The sequence below is a fragment of the Desulfatiglans sp. genome (assembly GCA_012513605.1).
Lineage (GTDB): Bacteria > Desulfobacterota > DSM-4660 > Desulfatiglandales > HGW-15 > JAAZBV01.
Genome location: JAAZBV010000011.1, coordinates 26139 through 44630, shown reverse-complemented (window position 1 = coordinate 44630; position 18492 = coordinate 26139). Strand labels below are relative to the sequence as shown.

The 18492-nt window shown below is 44.9% G+C and carries 18 protein-coding genes and 1 pseudogene; 6 read left to right on the top strand and 13 right to left on the bottom strand.

Annotation, left to right across the window (positions count from 1 at the left end; genetic code table 11):
• Positions 1 to 13: 13 nt before the first annotated feature.
• Both GX654_01390 and GX654_01385 read right to left on the bottom strand, forming a co-directional pair.
• Positions 14 to 811, bottom strand: a complete 798-nt coding sequence (locus GX654_01390) for a glutaminyl-peptide cyclotransferase (GenBank protein NLD35503.1) — start codon at positions 809 to 811, stop codon at positions 14 to 16.
• The gene (locus tag GX654_01385; protein ID NLD35502.1) at positions 808 to 1536 is read right to left on the bottom strand and encodes a 1-acyl-sn-glycerol-3-phosphate acyltransferase; all 729 of its coding nucleotides are present in this window, start codon (positions 1534 to 1536) and stop codon (positions 808 to 810) included. The genes GX654_01390 and GX654_01385 overlap by 4 nt, the downstream gene beginning before the upstream one ends.
• A gap of 141 nt (positions 1537 to 1677) precedes the next feature.
• Here GX654_01385 and GX654_01380 point away from each other — a divergent pair, with 141 nt between their 5' ends.
• Together GX654_01380 and GX654_01375 are read left to right on the top strand one after the other, a co-directional pair.
• Complete coding sequence (locus GX654_01380; protein ID NLD35501.1) at positions 1678 to 1887, top strand: hypothetical protein; 210 nt, start codon at positions 1678 to 1680, stop codon at positions 1885 to 1887.
• Between the two features lie 4 nt (positions 1888 to 1891).
• Positions 1892 to 2407 carry a cytochrome c3 family protein gene (locus tag GX654_01375; GenBank protein ID NLD35500.1) on the top strand — a complete coding sequence of 172 codons (516 nt, stop codon included), beginning with the start codon at positions 1892 to 1894 and terminating at the stop codon, positions 2405 to 2407.
• A gap of 206 nt (positions 2408 to 2613) precedes the next feature.
• Here the strand turns inward: GX654_01375 and GX654_01370 are convergent, their stop codons facing one another.
• On the bottom strand, positions 2614 to 4110 hold the full coding sequence (locus GX654_01370; GenBank protein NLD35499.1) for a DUF853 family protein: 1497 nt from the start codon (positions 4108 to 4110) through the stop codon (positions 2614 to 2616).
• A gap of 579 nt (positions 4111 to 4689) precedes the next feature.
• Here GX654_01370 and GX654_01365 point away from each other — a divergent pair.
• The 4 genes from GX654_01365 (at position 4690) to GX654_01350 (ending at position 6594) form a co-directional block, all read left to right on the top strand.
• Entirely contained in the window at positions 4690 to 5253 is a 564-nt protein-coding gene (locus GX654_01365; protein NLD35498.1) for an RNA polymerase sigma factor, read from the top strand.
• Positions 5246 to 5635, top strand: coding sequence for a hypothetical protein (locus GX654_01360; GenBank protein NLD35497.1), 390 nt, complete (start codon positions 5246 to 5248; stop codon positions 5633 to 5635). Before GX654_01365 ends, GX654_01360 begins: the two co-directional genes overlap by 8 nt.
• A 325-nt stretch (positions 5636 to 5960) precedes the next feature.
• Positions 5961 to 6209 carry an antitoxin gene (locus GX654_01355; protein ID NLD35496.1) on the top strand — a complete coding sequence of 83 codons (249 nt, stop codon included), beginning with the start codon at positions 5961 to 5963 and terminating at the stop codon, positions 6207 to 6209.
• On the top strand, positions 6193 to 6594 hold the full coding sequence (locus tag GX654_01350; GenBank protein ID NLD35495.1) for a type II toxin-antitoxin system VapC family toxin: 402 nt from the start codon (positions 6193 to 6195) through the stop codon (positions 6592 to 6594). Before GX654_01355 ends, GX654_01350 begins: the two co-directional genes overlap by 17 nt.
• Positions 6595 to 7007: 413 nt before the next feature.
• On the opposite strand, the gene GX654_01345 is transcribed toward GX654_01350, so the two are convergent.
• The 10 genes and pseudogenes from GX654_01345 to GX654_01300 form a co-directional block, all read right to left on the bottom strand.
• The gene (locus GX654_01345; GenBank protein ID NLD35494.1) at positions 7008 to 7583 is read right to left on the bottom strand and encodes a hypothetical protein; all 576 of its coding nucleotides are present in this window, start codon (positions 7581 to 7583) and stop codon (positions 7008 to 7010) included.
• A gap of 9 nt (positions 7584 to 7592) precedes the next feature.
• Entirely contained in the window at positions 7593 to 8945 is a 1353-nt protein-coding gene (locus GX654_01340; GenBank protein ID NLD35493.1) for a hypothetical protein, read from the bottom strand.
• A gap of 54 nt (positions 8946 to 8999) precedes the next feature.
• Entirely contained in the window at positions 9000 to 9368 is a 369-nt protein-coding gene (locus GX654_01335; protein ID NLD35492.1) for a hypothetical protein, read from the bottom strand.
• 170 nt (positions 9369 to 9538) lie between these two features.
• On the bottom strand, positions 9539 to 10447 hold the full coding sequence (locus GX654_01330; protein NLD35491.1) for a prolyl oligopeptidase family serine peptidase: 909 nt from the start codon (positions 10445 to 10447) through the stop codon (positions 9539 to 9541).
• A gap of 31 nt (positions 10448 to 10478) precedes the next feature.
• Positions 10479 to 11837 (bottom strand): hypothetical protein, encoded by a 1359-nt coding sequence (locus tag GX654_01325; protein NLD35490.1) that lies wholly within the window; start codon positions 11835 to 11837, stop codon positions 10479 to 10481.
• A gap of 26 nt (positions 11838 to 11863) precedes the next feature.
• Entirely contained in the window at positions 11864 to 13507 is a 1644-nt protein-coding gene (locus GX654_01320) for a tannase/feruloyl esterase family alpha/beta hydrolase (GenBank protein ID NLD35489.1), read from the bottom strand.
• A 56-nt stretch (positions 13508 to 13563) separates the two neighbouring features.
• Positions 13564 to 14445 carry a hypothetical protein gene (locus tag GX654_01315; protein NLD35488.1) on the bottom strand — a complete coding sequence of 294 codons (882 nt, stop codon included), beginning with the start codon at positions 14443 to 14445 and terminating at the stop codon, positions 13564 to 13566.
• Positions 14446 to 14471: 26 nt separating this feature from the next.
• Positions 14472 to 15923: a family 43 glycosylhydrolase gene (locus tag GX654_01310; GenBank protein ID NLD35487.1), complete on the bottom strand. Its 1452-nt coding sequence runs from the start codon at positions 15921 to 15923 to the stop codon at positions 14472 to 14474.
• Positions 15924 to 15939: 16 nt separating this feature from the next.
• Positions 15940 to 16494: pseudogene (locus GX654_01305) on the bottom strand (acetylxylan esterase).
• Positions 16495 to 16905: 411 nt separating this feature from the next.
• Positions 16906 to 18489 carry an FAD-binding protein gene (locus GX654_01300; protein ID NLD35486.1) on the bottom strand — a complete coding sequence of 528 codons (1584 nt, stop codon included), beginning with the start codon at positions 18487 to 18489 and terminating at the stop codon, positions 16906 to 16908.
• Positions 18490 to 18492 lie beyond the last annotated feature (3 nt).

Genomic DNA, 18492 nt, shown 5'->3' with positions numbered 1-18492 from the left:
TTCCGATCCGGTTTTAATTGCTTGAAAGCCTTATCCTGTAAATACAGGGCCAGTATTTGCCTGTAACAAGCAGTGTATCGTTTTCTGCGTCATAGGCGATACCGTTTGCAGGGTCATCAACCCTGAATTTGTGATGGCCTTTAAGTATGCTTCTAAGGCTAAAGGTGTCTACTACTGTCCCTGTTTCAGGGTCAATCTTTTTTATATCAGAGGTCAGAAAGATATTTGCATAGATATACCCCTTAATATATTCAAGCTCATTAATCGCCCTCACCTCACCATTTTTATCATGCACCTGCACCCTTTTTACCACCTCAAAGGTATCAGGGTCCAGAAACTGAAGGGTGGATGTCCCGTCGCTCATGATCAGATTTTTACCATCATTGGTAAGACCCCATCCCTCAGTGTCATAGCTGAATGTTCTTATCTGCTTGAAGCTCTCAAGGTCATAGACATAACCTTTTTTTGACCTGTAGGTAAGCTGTATGATCCTGTTATTAAATATTGTTATTCCCTCGCCAAAAATGGGGCGGGGGAGAGAGATGTATTTAAGAATCTTGCCGGTCTCAAGATCGATTTTCCGCAGGCTTGAGGGGCCATCCTTGCATGGGCCTGTGCCTTCATAAATAAAACCATTATGGAGTTCAAGCCCCTCTGTCTGTGAATTTTTGTCATGTGGATATACATCAAGCACCATACTGCTTTTTTCTATTTTGATATTTTCAGACGCCTTGCAGCCTGAGATGGGTGTAAATAATATTAAAGATAACAGGACAATTATTAATCTGTACTGAGGGTTTTTATTTGTCATTGATTACCTTCTTTGAGCGCTTTGTTGGATTCAAACTCTTTCACTATTCTTTCTCTCACATCCACAATAAGTCTTGATTTATCTGCCTTTGAATAATCAGTAACATTTACAGACGGAAGTATGGAGAGGGTTACATTACCAGGTCTTATGGCTAATGAATCCTTTGACATGATAGACCATGTCCCGTTCAGCACGATAGGAACAATCTGCGCCCCCGCGTCATAAGCAAGAAAAAAGCCCCCCTTTTTGAATTCGCCTATATTGCCATCCAGGCTTCGGGTGCCCTCCGGAAATATCATTACTGAGACGCCTGACCGAATCTTTTCAGCCGCCTCTCTCAGGCTCTGTATGGCCTTTCTCCTCTCTTTTCTTTCTATGCTTATGTAACCAGCGCCTCGCATGGCACGCCCGAAAAGGGGTATTTTAAAAAGCTCTGCCTTGGCTATCCACCTGAACTGCGCAGGAAGTGCAGAAAAGAGCACGGGGATATCAAAATTGCTCTGGTGATTGCACATAAAAACACTGGGCTTTGATAGGTCAAGGTTTTCAATGCCTTTAACCTGAATCCTGATGCCTGATACCCATAGTATAGACTTTCCCCACCGCCTGCCAATTTCATGGGGGCCATTTCCGTTCCTGGAGAAAAAGGCAGTACATATGGCCACAAGGCTCAGGGTAATGGTGCTGATGATAGTCCAGATGAATATAAATAGATATCGAATCATTTGTAAATTACCCTTATAGTATTAGAAGAGTTATACTAGCAGAAAAGATGGATCGGGTCATCTAATAATTGGTTATTGGTGCCTAAAATGGAGCTTGGTAATGATATTTCCGGCGAAAATAAATAATCGTAACCGCTGTAAATGTTGTCAGAAAACCCCGAAGCGGTTGAATGGGATAAAGTCACATTTGAAGATATGAATCATGAAGAGGGTCAGTTTCTGAACCGGCAGTTTTTAGAATTGACACAAAGGGGCATCACCTTTATAGTGCTCACGAATCAGGAGCTTTTAATTAACTGGGTGAGTACTGTAAGCAAAATTACAATCAACATTATCAATATTAAAGGGTAAATAAATGCACAAATACACCATATTATGTCTTACCGGCCTGTGTCTGTTGTTTTTTCTTTCCTGCGGCGTAAAGGAGCTGGATAACGCTGTAGCTGTAAAGGCTCCTGCTAAACCTGGACCTGGTGATTGTAAAGTCTGCCATAAGGAAAAGGATGTTTTACCCCAGGGGCATGTTGATACAGCTAAAATGACCGGAAAGGGTTGTGATTCATGTCATTCTAAAGGGCAGCTAAGCCTGAGCACGAAAATGCCTTTGAGCCATAAGCATCAGCTCAACGGGTTGACATGCAAAGATTGTCATGAAAACACTGAGCCCAAAACGATTGTGGACTCAAGTATGTGCCAGACATGTCATAATGATCCTCAGGCCCTGCTTGAAGCAACAAAAGGGCTCCCGATAAATCCCCATTACTCTCCCCATGACGGAAAGATTCCTGACTGCAACAAGTGCCATCATCAGCATAAAAAATCGGAAAATTATTGCGGTGGCTGTCATGGTCTGGAATACAAGGTTCCGTAAAATAAGGATGTTCGCCTGTTAAATTTGATTTTTATGCGTTCATAAAGAATTTTCAGACTGACATTCCAGGCCGATAATAATGAAATGGATTTCGGTCAGTCTGACTTTATGAATCTATCACCGGTCCGCTCACATCCAATTCGCTTTTGCGGTAATGATGCCTGAGGTGGATATCTCCATTTATAAATATTTTCTGCTGAATCAAGTTACCTGCCCACTTTTCCCCCGAATATCCCTCCAAGTATGCCCCGCACGATCTGCCTTCCTAGCTGGCTCCCTACAGTGCGTACGGTCTGTTTGGCCATTGTTTCAACCATGCCCTGCCGCCTGCCTGTGCCCCACAGGATATTGCCGAGCATCCCCTGCCCCTTCTCAGCCGGTTTCTCCGACTTGGCCTCTTTTTTTCTGATCTCTGATTTTTCGGTCTTTTCAAGCGCCCGCCTATTCAGTATCTCATAGGCTGATTCACGATCCAGGGGGGTATCATATTTCATCCCGATAGGGCTTCTCATGCGTATTGCAGCCCGCTCATCAGGTGTTATAGTCCCCATCCTGCATCGTGGCGGACATATGATTGTTTTCTCTACAGGCATGGGTACACCTTTTTCCTGAAGGGTAGATACCAGTGCCTCGCCCACACCAAGTGTTGATATTACTGAGGCTACATCCAGCTTGGGATTAACTGCAAAGGTCTCTGCTGCGGTTTTCACTGCCTTCTGGTCGCGTGGTGTAAAGGCGCGAAGCGCATGCTGAATGCGGTTACCCATCTGGCCAAGTATCTCACCCGGCAGGTCATCAGGGAGCTGTGAACAGAAGTAGATGCCAACACCCTTTGAGCGGATAAGCCTTACAACCTGTTCCACACGCTGGCGGAGAATTGTAGGTGCATCATCAAACAGTAGGTGCGCCTCATCAAAGAAAAATACAAGCCTGGGTTTATCAAGATCACCCACCTCTGGCAGATTCTCGAATAACTCGGATAAAAGCCACAAAAGAAAACTGGAGTAAAGCCTTGGTTTCAGGATGAGCTGATCAGCGGCAAGTATGTTTATAATACCTTTGCCCGAAAGATCAGTCCGCATAATGTCAGTCAAATCAAGTGCAGGCTCACCGAACATCTGGTTGCCACCTTCCCGCTCAAAGGCGAGCAGGGAACGCTGTATGGCTGCAATCGACTGTTTACTCACAAGGCCATACTGCGCTGACACCTCCTTGCTCTTCTCGGAAATAAAGCCAAGGATGGCCCTGAAATCATTAAGGTCAAGCAGAAGCAGCCCCTGTTCATCTGCAAGCTTAAAGACAACCTCCAGGGTTCCGGATTGGGTATCGTTCAGCTCAAGTATCCGGCTTAAGAGGGCAGGCCCCATCTCACTTATGGTTACACGCACAGGATGGCCCAATTTGCCATAAATATCCCAGAATACAGAGGGGGATGGTTCGTTTACATACCCCTCAATGCCTATCTGGGTGATCCTCTGCTGTATCTTATCGTTCATGGCGCCTGGCGCTGCAATGCCAGCTACATCGCCTTTAACATCAGAGATAAATACAGGCACACCCATGCGTGAAAACCCTTCGGCAAGAAGAAGAAGAGAGATAGTCTTACCCGTGCCTGTGGCCCCTGCAATAAGCCCGTGGCGGTTACCATACTTTGATAAAAGGTGTACCTGCTGCTCGCCTTTTCCTATGAGTATCTGATTCATGCATGACCTCCTTATCGTAAGCCTATTTTTATGTTATCCGGAAAAATATATCTTTATTCTTTAGATGCGAATTTTTCATCCTTTTTAAACCATCTTTTATTAAGGGTCAAATTATCTTTCTTGATTATTTAACTCTAGCCTTAACTCTTCCCTCCACTTGTGGGAGGGGCTGGGGGAGGGGGAAACCAGGATTAATAAACGAAACCATTTTATTACCTATTTTTTCCACCCTCTCCCGACCTCTCCCATCAAGGGAGAGGAGCTTAAGTTGCATTTTAATTCAAAAACATTGGACTTTAGCGCCTATGCTTCATTACGACTGGGTATGAATACATAGGATGGAAAAATGAAAAACTTTATTTTCGAACCTTGAATTTTGAATTATGTATAATTTCCCTTGTTTTTTGCTGTGTTCTCCGCCTGTCCCGCCATAGCTTCAGCGAAGGCGGATGCTCTCCGTGGTGAAAATACAGGATGTTTTATTTACTCCAATGTATACTTGGTGCAATATATCATTTAATATTTGAACCATTTGAGTCGTTCAAACGACTGTATGGTTAAAAAGGACAATTATCTGACATGTCAGGAAAAGTAGAACAGGTCTTTAACGATATTTTAGTGCTAATGGCACTGGATGGCGACAGGCAGGCGCTTGATAAACTGGCCAGGCGCTGGTGGCCGCGCCACTATGCCCATGCATGCAGGTTCCTGGGTCATCATGAAGGTGCAGCGGATGTGGTACAGGATGCCTGGAGCCAGATCATAGCCGGGCTTAGAAAACTGAATGATGTATCGCGGTTTCCGGCCTGGTCATATTCCATTGTCTCCAGGCGCTGTTATGACCTGATCAGGAGAAGAAAAACTAGCAGACAAAATGAAACAGTCGATAATGAACAAATAGGCGAGAGAGAGGCAGATGAGAGTCTGAAGATGGATATGGAGAAGGCACTGAAACAGCTCCCTGGCGAACAAAGGGCAGCACTTGCGCTGTTCTATATTGAGGGATTTAATGTTAATGAAATAGCAACCGCCCTTCACATACCCGCAGGCACGGTAAAAACCAGGATCTTTCATGCGAGGAACAAATTAAAGGCATTTTTTAAAAATAACGAAGAGAACACAGGAGGAAAAGATCATGAGTAATAAAGAGACAAGTAATCTGGATAAGGCCATTCATCAAACCTTAACACAGGAAGATCAGGATTTTTTGGGTCGGCTTAATGAAGAACCAAAGTATACTGCACAGGCTTTGGGGATTTACAAGGGCAGCCTGGGCTTCATAAGCTGGTTCGCTACTATCGTTAATATTGCGCTGCTGATAGTTGCGGCATTTGCTCTTATCCGGTTCTTCAGTGTCTCCCCTGTTATCGCAGACATGTTAAAATGGGGAGGGCTCACTGCATTCTGCATATGTGGGATATGGGTAAGCAAGATATGGTTTGGCCTCCATCTGCATACCAACAGGGTCTTGAGAGAGCTCAAGAAACTGGAGCTGCAGATTGCTTCTCTGAAACAGAATCCGTAGGGGCGGACCTGCGTGTCCGCCCGAAAAAAATAAATTTTAATCTGCTTGGATTTATACCCGAATTTTGTACCGGATACCAATCAAGTAGAGACGGGTTTCATCCGCTGTCGCCGTACGGCTATGTCGGGACAGGAACCCGTCTCTACATCAAAATCAAGGAATAGGGCAGACACATTTGTCTGCCCCTACAATTGTATAATGATTTTTTGCCTGGATATCTGCAATACTAATTTCTCTTGATTTTTGCTCCCCGCTCTCTGTGCTCTTGACATTCAAATTCAGTGGTATATACTTTGTGGTATAGCTCACTGATTTGGAGGATAAAATGGATACTGCAAAATTATTTATTAACGGGCGAAGTCAGGCAGTGCGTTTACCCAAGAGTTATCGATTCGAAGGGAAGGAGGTATATATTAAAAAAGTCTCTCAAGGAATTTTAATAATACCTAAAGATAAATCAGTATGGGATGACTGGGAAGAAAATTTAAAAAAATATGATGAGCCATTTATGACTGACAGGAATCAACCTCATTCTCAACAGGAAAGGGATGGTTTAAATGATCTATTTGATTGATACCAATATCTGTATTTATCTAATGAATCAAAAACCCTTTAAAGTAATTCAAAAATTTAAAAATACAGAAGTTGGGAAAATCGGTATATCGACTATCACTGTATCCGAACTAAATTATGGTGTTGCAAAAAGCAATAACAAAAAACAGAATGCTCAACGACTTGAAGAATTTCTCACCCCATTTGAAATCCTGCCATATGACGAGGCTGCATCAAAATATTATGGAATAATTCGCACTGAGCTTGAATCACAGGGTAAAATAATTGGCCCTCTTGATATGCTTATTGCTGCACATGCTCTAAGTAAGGATTTGATATTGGTCACAAATAATGAAAAAGAATTTCTAAGGATTAAATCATTAAAGGTTGAAAACTGGGCAAAGTAGAGAAATCGACGAAGATGAAAATGGATTCCCTCCTTCGAGGGAATGACGTCTGCGTTTGGATTACCACATGTGTGGGAATGAAGTTGTCGTGGTGGATTCCCCGACTTATCCCTCAATATTCAAAGACTACAATGTGACAAGATTACGGGATATCAACTTTGAAAGTTAACGCAGAGCGTTAAAAATAATGTTCCCACGGGGACCATGGGAACAAGAGAAAATCAAAAAACAGGGCGGACACGCCGGTCCGCCTCTACATTAATATAAATGAGCCAGGGCAACCACAGGGGGTTGCCCCTACATTAATAAAACATGAATCAGGGTAGACACGCCCGCCGTCGCTAACCACCTTCCCTAAGGCTATGATGGCCGGAGAAGCTTTGGCGCGGCCAGCAGGTCTGCCCCTGCATTTATCAATCCTTAAAGAGCTTAAAGAACACGGTCTTTCCACGGCCTGTTGCGCCACCAGTATCAGGGTCAAACACCATTATTGGCCCCTTGTCTTTTTTATCTACAGCAAATGCCACCCAACCTTCAAGTTTTTCACCGGGTTTCACAGTGCCCTTTAATGCAGGATCAGGTACTGTTACTGAAATACCGGTGTATTCGAGCAGCTCCGATGTCAGGGCAATCCACTGAAGAGGTGAGTCGCCTATGTTAATGGTTAATTTGTCTGATACAGCCCTTGCCTTCATCTCAAACCTTACCTTCGCAAGAATATACTCAAATCCTTTGGATGGTTGTTTAACATTTGAGTCAGCCTTTTTAAGGAGTACCATCGCACCATTACCCCTCACAGTTTCAAGAACCGTGATGGTAATGTCATATATGTTTGAATATACAGACCCCAGCTCAACCATGTCTTTTACCGGCGACCCAATGGGGGCAGGGTTTTTTGATGAATTAAACTGTGCAAGGGCGCTCCCTGGCGCAACTATCAGCCCCAATAAAACAGAGACAGCTAATATTGTAGATATTTTGATTTTCATTTTTGCCTCCTATCTCCAGAAATCCACTGATGAGCTTCCTATATAGCCAAAATCACCGCCAGACCAGAAGGTATTTGTCCCGCCGCCAGTGACCACTATATGTATGGAAGTTATGGATTCATTGTTTTCAGTTGTGGCAAGCAGGCCAGACCCGCCCATTCTCCTGCCCATATAGCGTGAAACAGGCACAACTGCATCCTCTCCCCTTTTAAGCCACCCGGCAAAGGGTTCTATGCCATCCTGAGCCTTTTTAAGGTTGTCCCTGTTTTCTGACCAGTAGAGCCAGCCAGGGGTTCCTGTTTTTTCTGCAAGGTATTTTGCAAAGACCGTTTTGGTATTATATCCCTTTGAGGCTACATCGGCTGCAACAATGGGGTCAAGGATAAGTGTCGCCTGGGTAACGCCAAAAGAAAAGAAATGCTCAAGCCATCCCCTTATGACCTCATGCTGGGGAAGGGGTGAATACCATGCTATGTCATTTAAACTCCATCCGCTGAAGAGGCTTACAACGCTCTCTGATTTTTCAAACCCTTTCTGTACATGCAGCGGTTCCCATCCTTTTGGAAGTCCTTCTTCATTTTCCGGGAAACAGATATTATTAAAATTAAGCTGGTTCCCCTGGCTGCCCAGGTATGTCTCGCCCGGCTTTCCGGAATTTCCAAGATTTTTTGAGATAAGTGTCCAGCTTCTTCCTATTGTTGAGTTAGCCCTGTTAAAAGGCCCCATAGCGCCTATCCCCGAATTCATGCCTATCTCTTTCACAACAGGGCCGTTTACCACCACCATCCTGGCAAAGGATGATGTGGAGCTGATCATTGATGTTGCGCCTTTAGAGGCTATTGCCAAAATAACCGGGAAGTATTCAGGTTTAGCGCCTGCCATTACCGCATTGACTGCAACCATCTCAACTGTATAGTACCATGCCTCATGAGGAGGAGAAGGCCTCATCTGGCCAACCCATTCATCTGGCTGATGGCTTGTTGCGCTGAGCATCTCCTTAACCTTATCTTCAGTTGGAAGGATGATCGGGTTTCCATCTGTGTAACCCTGATTGTAGAAAAACTCCATAAGGTTTTCAGCTGTATCCGCAGGAAACAGCCTTGGCCTGGCCTCTCTCTCAAGAAAACCAGCTTTGGCATCGATAGCTGAAAGGGGGGTAACAAGGCCTGAGTATATCTCATCTAGCATGGGTTTATTTGATAAAGGGTTATTACCCGCAATATATTCCCTGCATAATTCCGCAGGCCGGTCTGTTATGGGGTGAGGTGTATAGACTATACGCAGGTTTGGTATGCCTTTTTTAAATGCTGTAGTGGATGCCAACTCCTGAAACCGGCTGGTAATCATGGGGATTGCTGGCACGCCTGTTCTTTCAATGGTTACTGCATGACCGACAACTGCCGGAGAGCAGCTGCTTCAATGCCCGACAAGTACAATGGCCCCCTGGGCTTTTGCCTTGATCTCCTTCCATAAAGCAGGGTCATCATCCATGTACCCGCCGAACTTTTCCTTAAGTACCCATGTGGTTTTTGGGTATTTTGTTTTTAATGCAGTATAGAGTTCTTCAACAAAGGGCTTTGTGTTGGGATATTTTGTATCCACAATATAAACTGTTTTGTTGTCCAGTGTTGCAGGCCGTTTTGCCATGGGGATCTTGCGGATCTCAGGCTGGATGCCCCTCGGGTTCATTACTACTATCTTTCCTTCTTCAGCGTAGATTAGAGAAGATGTAATCATGAATGAAAATAAAATTGTTAAGATAGTATAAATTAATCGGTGTTTCATTTGCTACTCCTATTCAGACAGGTGAACAAAAAAATGAGTAACATTACTCAAAAAATAAAAAAGATTATATACCTGTATCCTGTAGATTGTATAGTTAAAAGAGACCGTTTATGCAGGCGGTATTATGATAACTGATTACACCCTGCATAAACATTACCTTTAAAAATAGATTATTTCGATTTTGAGTGTTTACCAAAAAACTCATATACAGCCGGAAGTGCAGCGGTTATAACCGGCCCGTGGGTTACACCCTCCATTTCCTTGAATTCATATGTCATGTTCAATGACTTTGCCTTTTCAACCCATCTCCTGGAGATGTCTATTGGTACTACTTCATCAGTAGCGCCGTGTACAAAAATTACCGGCATGCTTTTTATTTTTTCCAGTATATCAGGCTCAATGCCAAAGGCTGCCGGGGCAATGGGCGCTATTGCAGCCCAGATATCCGCATACTTGCTCCCAAGGTAAAGTGTCCCGGCCCCGCCCATGGAATGGCCCATCAGGTAAATCCGGTTCTCATCAATTTTATACTCTTTACGTACCATATCCAGAACATTCATTACATCCTTTTCACTCAACTCATGCAGGTTTGGCGGATCATTCGGATCAAAAAACAGAGAGGGCTTTGGTGCCGGTTTGGCAGTTGCACCCTCATTTGAAGGGGCGGGTTTTGGCGGAGTCTTGCCCGCGGGGATGCTGAAAGGTACACCGTACCAACCCCTTTCATTATATCCCATGGGCGCCACAAGGATGTAGCCCCCTTCCTCTGCCAGGTCAACAGCCTGTTTATTCATCATGATTGATGGGCCTGCGCCTAGACCATGAAGCGTAACAATGAGAGGGGCCTTTTTCTCTTTATCTACCTTTGATGAAACAAACAGGCAGTATTTGAGTTCTTTATTGGCATCCTTGAAGTTATAGGCGATCTCCTTTGCGCGTGAATCCATCTGGAATGGATTAAACTCCATTTTGGGTTTGGGTTGTGGCGCAGCATCCTGCGTATAGGCAGGATGAGTAAGAATAATAGCCAGTAAAATGGTTAATGTTAAAGTTAAGATTCGGTTAGTGTTTTTTCTCATGAGATCATCTCCTTTGTACTATTAAAAAAAATTATCTGGCTTCGGCCCTTTTTACCGCATTTATCTCCATAATCTCAGTAACTTTATTATCAGAAAGTGAATAAAAAGAGATTATCACAAAGGCCATAAGACATGCACCGGCCGGAAGATAGCATATGAGATTCATCAGGTTACTTATAAATTGTTCGGTTTGTGCAGTATTCGGGACAAAACCGATAAAATCCAGCCCCGCGGTTACAATAGTCCCGGCAATTGCTATAGCAATTTTTATAGGCAGAGTAAACATCGACATTATGAAGGCGCTCGCATCCTTACCCGTTTTATAAAAACCATATTCAGCAGCATCCATATACATTGCCTGGCGTATAGGGCCGTTGGTTCCGGCGCCAAGTGCCGATATAACTATAATTGCAATATAAACATATGGGCCTGACAGGCCAAAAAGACGCAGAACTATATAGCCTGCTGTTCCCCAGATTGAGGCAAAAAGGTATGTGTTTTTCTTGCCTAATACCCTTAATACCGCCGGCCCAATCAGCGTGCTGGTAAAACTTGCAATGGCGAGTGAGAGAGAATAGGGTTTCATATACTGTTCATTTTCTATTACATATTTGAAATAGTACACTGCAACTGTCTGGAGGCTGAAGATACCCAGATAGGATACAATATCCGCAGACATTAAAGTCCGAAGGTGCTTATTTCCAATAACCTGCTGCACCATCTCTTTAAGAGACATCCTGGTTGACAGGATTTTTGCCGGATTATATTTATCGTAATCTTTTATCTGGTAAAAAAGAAACCAGTAGCCGAATACCTGAATAACAGCCAGGATTCCAACAGTGTAGAAGTATCCCCATGATTCGCTTTTTTCAGTGAAGCGATAAAACATACTTAAAACAAAATAGCTGTAGATAATCTGGCTGGACATGCCATACTGTACATTCCTGGCTGACATCCGCATCCTGTCTTTAACACTTTTCGCCACTACTGATATCAGGCCAAGCTGGGCATTATATGCAAAATTAAGACTCACATGGGCTATCATATATGCCAGGCTCAGATAGACTATTTTAATTCCATAGATCACCGGCAGATTTGTAAATGTAAGTGTAAAAAAAACCGAGGTTGCGAGAGGCATAAACAGCAGCCATGACCGGTACTGGCCCCAACGAAACTGGGTGCTCTGTATCAGGGCGCCCGAAACAGGGATTGAAATGGCATCAACAACATGGGTTATAAAAAAGATAACAGGGATAATTGATAATTTAATCAGGGCCACATCGGTTAAAAAAATGGTGTAATACTGAAGCGCAAAGCTCATCATCAATGAAAAGGTCAGGTGTGAAAAACCGTAAGTGTGTACAAGCAGGCCGGGTATTTTTTTTTCCACGTTCTAATTCTCCTTAAATTTTGCCGCTACTTTGAACAGACAAAACTGTCTGCGCTGTTTACATCTCCATCCTTATAACGTGCAACAAGAGGGTAGGGGCAAAGTGGCCTTGATACACCGGGAAATGCCTTGCCTGTTGCAATGATTCGATCCGGCGCCTTACCATTTTCCACCCAGCCTGTTATTGCGTCAAGCATGTTGAACTGGTCTGTTGCTTTTCCCCCGCTGCAGTGGCACATGCCCGGGATAAAGAAGAGCCTTATAGAATCACGGATAGCCGGGCCATTGACTTTAACTACTTCATCGTACCAGGCGGAAAGAACGCCTGATGCCATGCCCTGATCAGAAAGTCCGTTATAAACGATCATCTTCCCATGGTCTGCAAAGGTCGAAAGAAAGGTCGAGTCAGCATCTGTATTGGCAGCAGTATGGCGAGTCCGAACAGCATCACGGTCAAAATCAAACTCAAGGGGATCAAGATCAGGATCAGGAGGGGTTAATTGAAGATAACTTAAATTTACTAATCCCAGTGTGGCGTCAGCAGAATCCCATTTCCCGGTGCCTGAAGAACCGATATGCATGCCCCTCCATTCTGATCCTCCAATGCCGGTATCATAGTTGAAAGGGCCGTATATGGATTTTCCATCACTCGTGCGCGGCCCGTTAAACATATCCCTTAATGCATCTACCTGTGCCTTCGTAAGACATGTCCCTGTTTTAACCGATTTGCATGTGAGGATTCCGGGGTCAAAGTCGCAGCCCTGCCAGTCATTGATAAAACCGTCAGCCAGCCCATCCAGGGCATCACAACGATTAAGCAGGTTGTTCGCGACGAGTCGCAAGTCTTCATCAGAAAATGCCTTTGAGATTATGGGCCGGCCATTGTCATCTTTGGGTGCAATCCGGGCTGCCACCTGAACGTTCCATATCTGATCCATTGCTATGCCTGAGAATTTTATTGCAGGGTCTCCAGCTACAATCCCGTCAAAATAAAGGGGAAAACGCTGAGATGCCATCAGTGCCTGCCTGCCGCCATTGGAACAGCCTACAAAATAAGAATAGGTAGGTGCAGCGCCATAATACTTTTCTATCAGCTCCTTTGCCTTGAGCGTGACCTTGTCCAGTGCATTATAGCCGTAATCAATACGCGCCTGCTGATCCAGGCCAAAGGTGCCATCGAGCATGCTGCTGCGATGTCCCCCGTCCGTTGAAACCACTGCAAAACCGCGGGCAAGGGCAGAGGGCTTTATTGCGCCCATATGACTGCCTGTAGCAGGGGAGAGTACACCATCAAGCCCGCCTCCTCCCTGGAAAAAGAACCGCTTGTTCCAGTTTGCAGGCATACGCAATTCAAAACCTATCCCAAACTTCTGCCCTTTTACACCTGTCCGGGGATTTAGCATACCCTGGATAAGGCAGTGTTCAGGCAACTTATCTCCATTGCCTCCCGGTCCGGGGATTGGACCTGCCGGAACAATCTCCGCCTTTTCAACTACAAAGTTATGCCCTGCGAGCTTTGCGATATCCGAACATTGCGAAAGGTTTGTTTTTATATCTGCAGCAAGGCTGTTTTTAACAGGAAATACAAAGAGCAGCATAAGACAGATTAACCCAAATGGAATTGTAATTCTGCTATACAATTTTCTCGCAAAAAACGATTTAAAATTCATGCGAACATCCTCCCATATATATTCCCTGCAATTTAGTTTAATAACTGAATAAGCATCTAATGATTACACCTTAATCGATCTATAATAATGGCTGCAAATCCGGGCTTCATTGTATCATTCGGCCCAAATCCGCTGCGGGTGCAAATCCTTGGCGCAAACTCCCTGAATTCCTTTGCTTCAAAGGGGACTCCCCTGTCATAATCAACCTGCTCTGCACAATCTATAAAGTCCTCAAGTATTGATTTTGGGGTAATCTCCGGACTATGGGAAAAGACTATATGGTTTATGTTGAGGCTGTTGGCCTTTCCAAGGGTTTTTTTATATGTTGCAAGGTCAGTTGACTCAGGCAGGAACAAAAACATCAATGGGTTAATGGCATCTGAAGGAAATAATGCCCTCTCTTCACGGTATTCCAGCCCAACGCTTCCTCTGGTGTGGCCCGGTAGTTCATGCATTGCTATTGTCGCACCTCCCAGATCAAACACATGGTCAGGTGTGAGAGGAACCAGTTTACCATGCCCCTGGTGAATATAATGATCCTTTGAAAAATCCTCAGGAAGAGCATTTCTTGTCTTTCCACTTGAAAAGTCCATAAGCCTTTTTGCGCCCAATACTATTTTTTGGCGGGATTCAGTAGAGTTATGCGATTTGCATAGCTCTATGTCGCTCGCATGGATATAAATATCCTCATCAAACTGAAAATTTCCGCAGACATGATCCAGATGACCATGACTGTTAACTATAATGAGGGGGAGATCGGTAATTTTACGGACTGCTTTCTTAAGATTACCAAAACCATATGCCGTATCCATCAGCAACGCCTTCCTGTCACCCAGAAAAAGGAATAGAAATGTTCCTTCAAGGCTGCTGATTCGATACACCCTTTCGAATAACCTTTCTGTTTTATAATAGTCCTCTTTTAGTGTTTTATTTTCCATCTATTGCAGACCTTGAGTATCCTTTATCATGATTTTTTAAAAGACCAGCGTCCTATGTAGCTCTCCGGGTTGAATTTTACAAGAGACGGCATACTCCTTCCCACTGCTGTGAGCGCCACCTGTTCATCTGAACCGGGTACAAGTTTTGGCATTATTCGATATGTACCATCAGTCAACTGGTCAATCTGCCAGAGCTGTTCAGGTGCGCCTGTAAATTCAGGGACTGTCACAACCTCTTTTTCTGCGGTTGCTGCCAGTGCTCTATTGGTGCCTTCGATTGTTATTTTGAAATAGGGTGAGCCAAAATATCCACCAGCCTCAGGTACAGGTGTAACAGTCCATTTCTGGTGCGGTCTGAACATGTAGTCACTCATCCTTACTTCGATGTTGCCATCCGGCCACCCCTTTTCCACATCTGTAAGTTTCTGGATAGGGACCGGGGCAGCAGGTTCTTCAGTTTTAGCCCCAAAAAAACGCATACCGCCTGGCATCCTTACAAAATCCACAGCCAGTTCAAGCGCATAGCCGCTTCGCTCGGATTGTATCTCATAGGTGCTCTCCTTCAAATTTTCACCTTCAACAGGCCACCCATCTTTCCATAGAAGGGGACGAATAGCCAGCACACTGTGACCGCTACGCATAAGATCCGCCTCATAATGGCAGGAGAATTTATTAACACCATCACCAAGGTCTATAAGGCCAAAGTGACCAGGCCCAACATAGGGCTCACTGGCATCAGCAACAAGCTTCCCTCCGCCCCTGAGCATTGGTACACCCATATGATCCACATAGGGACCGGTTACCTTTTTTGAACGCCCCACACGGATGTTGTATGTGGAGTTAGGCCCATCGCAGCAGGTGCCGTGTGTGCCCAGCAGATAATACCAGCCGTCACGGTACATCATGGCTGTTGCCTCGCAGTCGATTGCAATATTAACAGGCTCATTACCTGGCATACGTTTTCCGGTTTTTGGATCAAGCTCGATTATTCTGATAAAGCCGAAGTATGTCCCATAGGTAAGCCAGAGCCTGCCGTCAGTGGGGTCAAGAAGGAATGCGGAGTCTATGGCGTCACAGTCTTCAACACCATCAGATGATGCGACTATTGTTTCATCCCTGAATTCGAAGTCAGGGGAGTTCGGATCAAGGGTCTTTGACCACATTACATATACATTGCTGGCGTGACCGCCTGAAAGCCCCCCTCCACCTTTTGCATATGTCACATAATAGCGGTCATTGATGCGTATAACATCAGGTGCTACACCCCCGCCCGGACGCACTGCCCCCCTGCGCCATATCCATCCATCCTCAGAGATCAGGCCTCCGCTGCCTGTACCAAAGGTATAGTATTTTCCATCACACTCTGTGATTGTGGATGGATCGTGAATATAGGGTTCTCCCACCTGTGCTGATATTGAACCGGAAAAGATCTGGAAAAATAGTAAAGAAAAGACTGCTGATAGAATTCGGGATTTCATAATATCTCCGCTATAATTAAAAACTTGTAAGGTCTTTTACAGGGTCTCCATTTTCATCAATGAATCTCACGCAGAAATCACTCATACCGGGGCCATTGATAACAGCGCCCCGGATTATGTTTTTACCTTTATTAAGTGTAACCCGCTTTGATACACTGTCATCCATGACCATGCGCCTGTCACCGGACAGGATGACAGCCTCCTTCCCATTAAGCCACCACATGGATGCGGAATTTGAACCCACAGCCAGGCGGACATTCTTTATCTCCCTGGGGCTGTTAACGACAGTAACCGCCCAGAAGATGACCCCGTAATGGGGCTTATCAAGGCCATATGCAAACCGAAAGAGTTTTACATTGAAGTTTGTGGAATCAAGTGCATGCCATTTAAGCTCCTGGCCTTCAACTGTAACGCTTTCTTCTCCCTTCGGAACCACAGTGAACTGATTAGGAAAGTACTCCTTGTAAAATGCCCCTCTCACATAGCTGTCTGTAAATACAGTATTGCTCCTGTTCGGTTTAATGATCGGCTCCAGAAGAAGCCAGCGCTGTATAAAGCCATCCGGATCAGGGGACTTTGGGGCTGGTGTGGCCTGGATAAAGTATGGCGCTATACTTATGGTATCACTTTTCTTTGCGTTACTGTCAGCGCCAGCAGGAGTAATAAAAAACAGGAGAAATGTTGTTATAACAAGAAGACCTGACGGCAATATAAAAAAATTACGGCGTATTTTCATAAAAGATCCTCACATGATTATTCATACATCTGCATTCCCAGACTGTGAACCATCCCGGATTAACAGTGTTTTAAAGTCTTACCCAGTGTCCATCCAAAAAATGTCGTTTTTTGATTCAAACGGTCATCCCTTAGCGTTCAGCTTTTAGCAAAAGACTTTCAAACCAAAGAATGAGCTGACAGCTGATCGCTGACTGCTGAAAGCCCCATCCAGAATTTATCTCTTTCTGGATGGACACTACCTCAGTTACCAGGGTTTAAGCGCTGCTGCATTTGCCCCCGCGATCCTGCCGGTTGCGAGACACTCTGAATTATTCCCCCCACCATTGTACATCCAGCCCCAGAATGACCCCAGTTCACCAGCGCTAAACAGTCTCGGTATGGGCGTATCAAACGGGTCAACAATCTGGCATGATGCATTACGTCTTGGCCCGCCCTGGGTGTTATACATAACAGGATATATCTTGAGCGCAACATAAGGAGATTGATCAATTTTGGTCAGCCCCATTTTCGGCCTGTCAAAGTCTGTATCTACACCGGCGTCGCAGAATTGATTGTATGCTGAAAGGGTCTTTTCAAGTGCCTCGGATTTTATACCGAGTTTGCCTGAAAGCTCCTGCAGTGTATCTCCCTTAATAATCCACCCTTTTTCTACTTCAGCGCTGTTATCCTGGCTCCACTTGTATTTTGAGTACCAGTTATACCAGCCGAATTTCATACCGGTGGTCACAAGAGCTCTTTTAAGCGCCCTTGAATCCATTATTGCATAACATGGTATGCGGGTGAAGCTCTGTGTGTTCAGGGTATCAAAAAAGATAAGGTGCTCCTTCTCACCCAATCCATGGCGGCCCTGGACAGATTCATTCATAAAGCGTTTTCCCTGACTGTCTATAAGTATATAGGGGGTTCCGAACATAGATACTGTAACCGGGACTTTTCCAAGCGTCTCATCATCCACCAGGATAGCGCCGACCCCGGCCAAAGCGTTGTTCATATGCCAGAGGTCTGCCCCTGCCTGCTGGGCCATTCTGATACCATCACCTGTATTGTATGTGGTGCCCCTGCCATACATGGGCCATCCGGGAAGAAACTGCTGCTGCATATCATGTGCAAATTCAAAACCGCCGCAGGCAAGGATAACGCCGCGCTTTGCCTTAATGTTGATTATCATTCCTGATGACTCTGCCTTTATGCCAGTGATTTCACCCTTCTCGTTTTTAATCAGCTCCTTTGCTGCTGTCTGATACATGACAGGTATACCCCTGTCTTTAACCTGTTTCCTGACGGGCAGATAAAGGGCGCCTCCAAAAACACCCCTGCCATTACCCCATGTCCTTACTGTCTCGCCTCCAGGAAGTTCCGGGTACTCCGGCTGAAACATCCCCAGGGGCGTGGGTTCAACCCCCAGTTTTTTGAGCCATTCATTGTTTTCAAACATCCCCTGTGCCAGTGCCTTTATGCTTTTCTGGTCTGTGAGGCCGTAACATAGGGCAGTAATATATTTTATTCCCTCATTCACATCCTCAGGGGTCCACCACATGTTGCCCGATACCTTGCTGTTGCCGCCCTCATACTCCTCAGGGGCCTTTTCCAGAATAATGACCTTTGCACCGGCATCATGGGCAGTTATTGCAGATGCAAGCCCGGCAAACCCGCTCCCCGCAATCAGCACATCGGTCTCTTTATCCCACTTCACCTTATTCTCGTAACCCTGACCTTTTGCAGGGGCAGCATTGAGACCTGCTATTGCAGCAGCCCCTATGCCGACTGAAGTTGTTTTTATAAAATCTCTCCTCGATAAATCTTTTTTGTTGCTACCACAATGATTCATTAT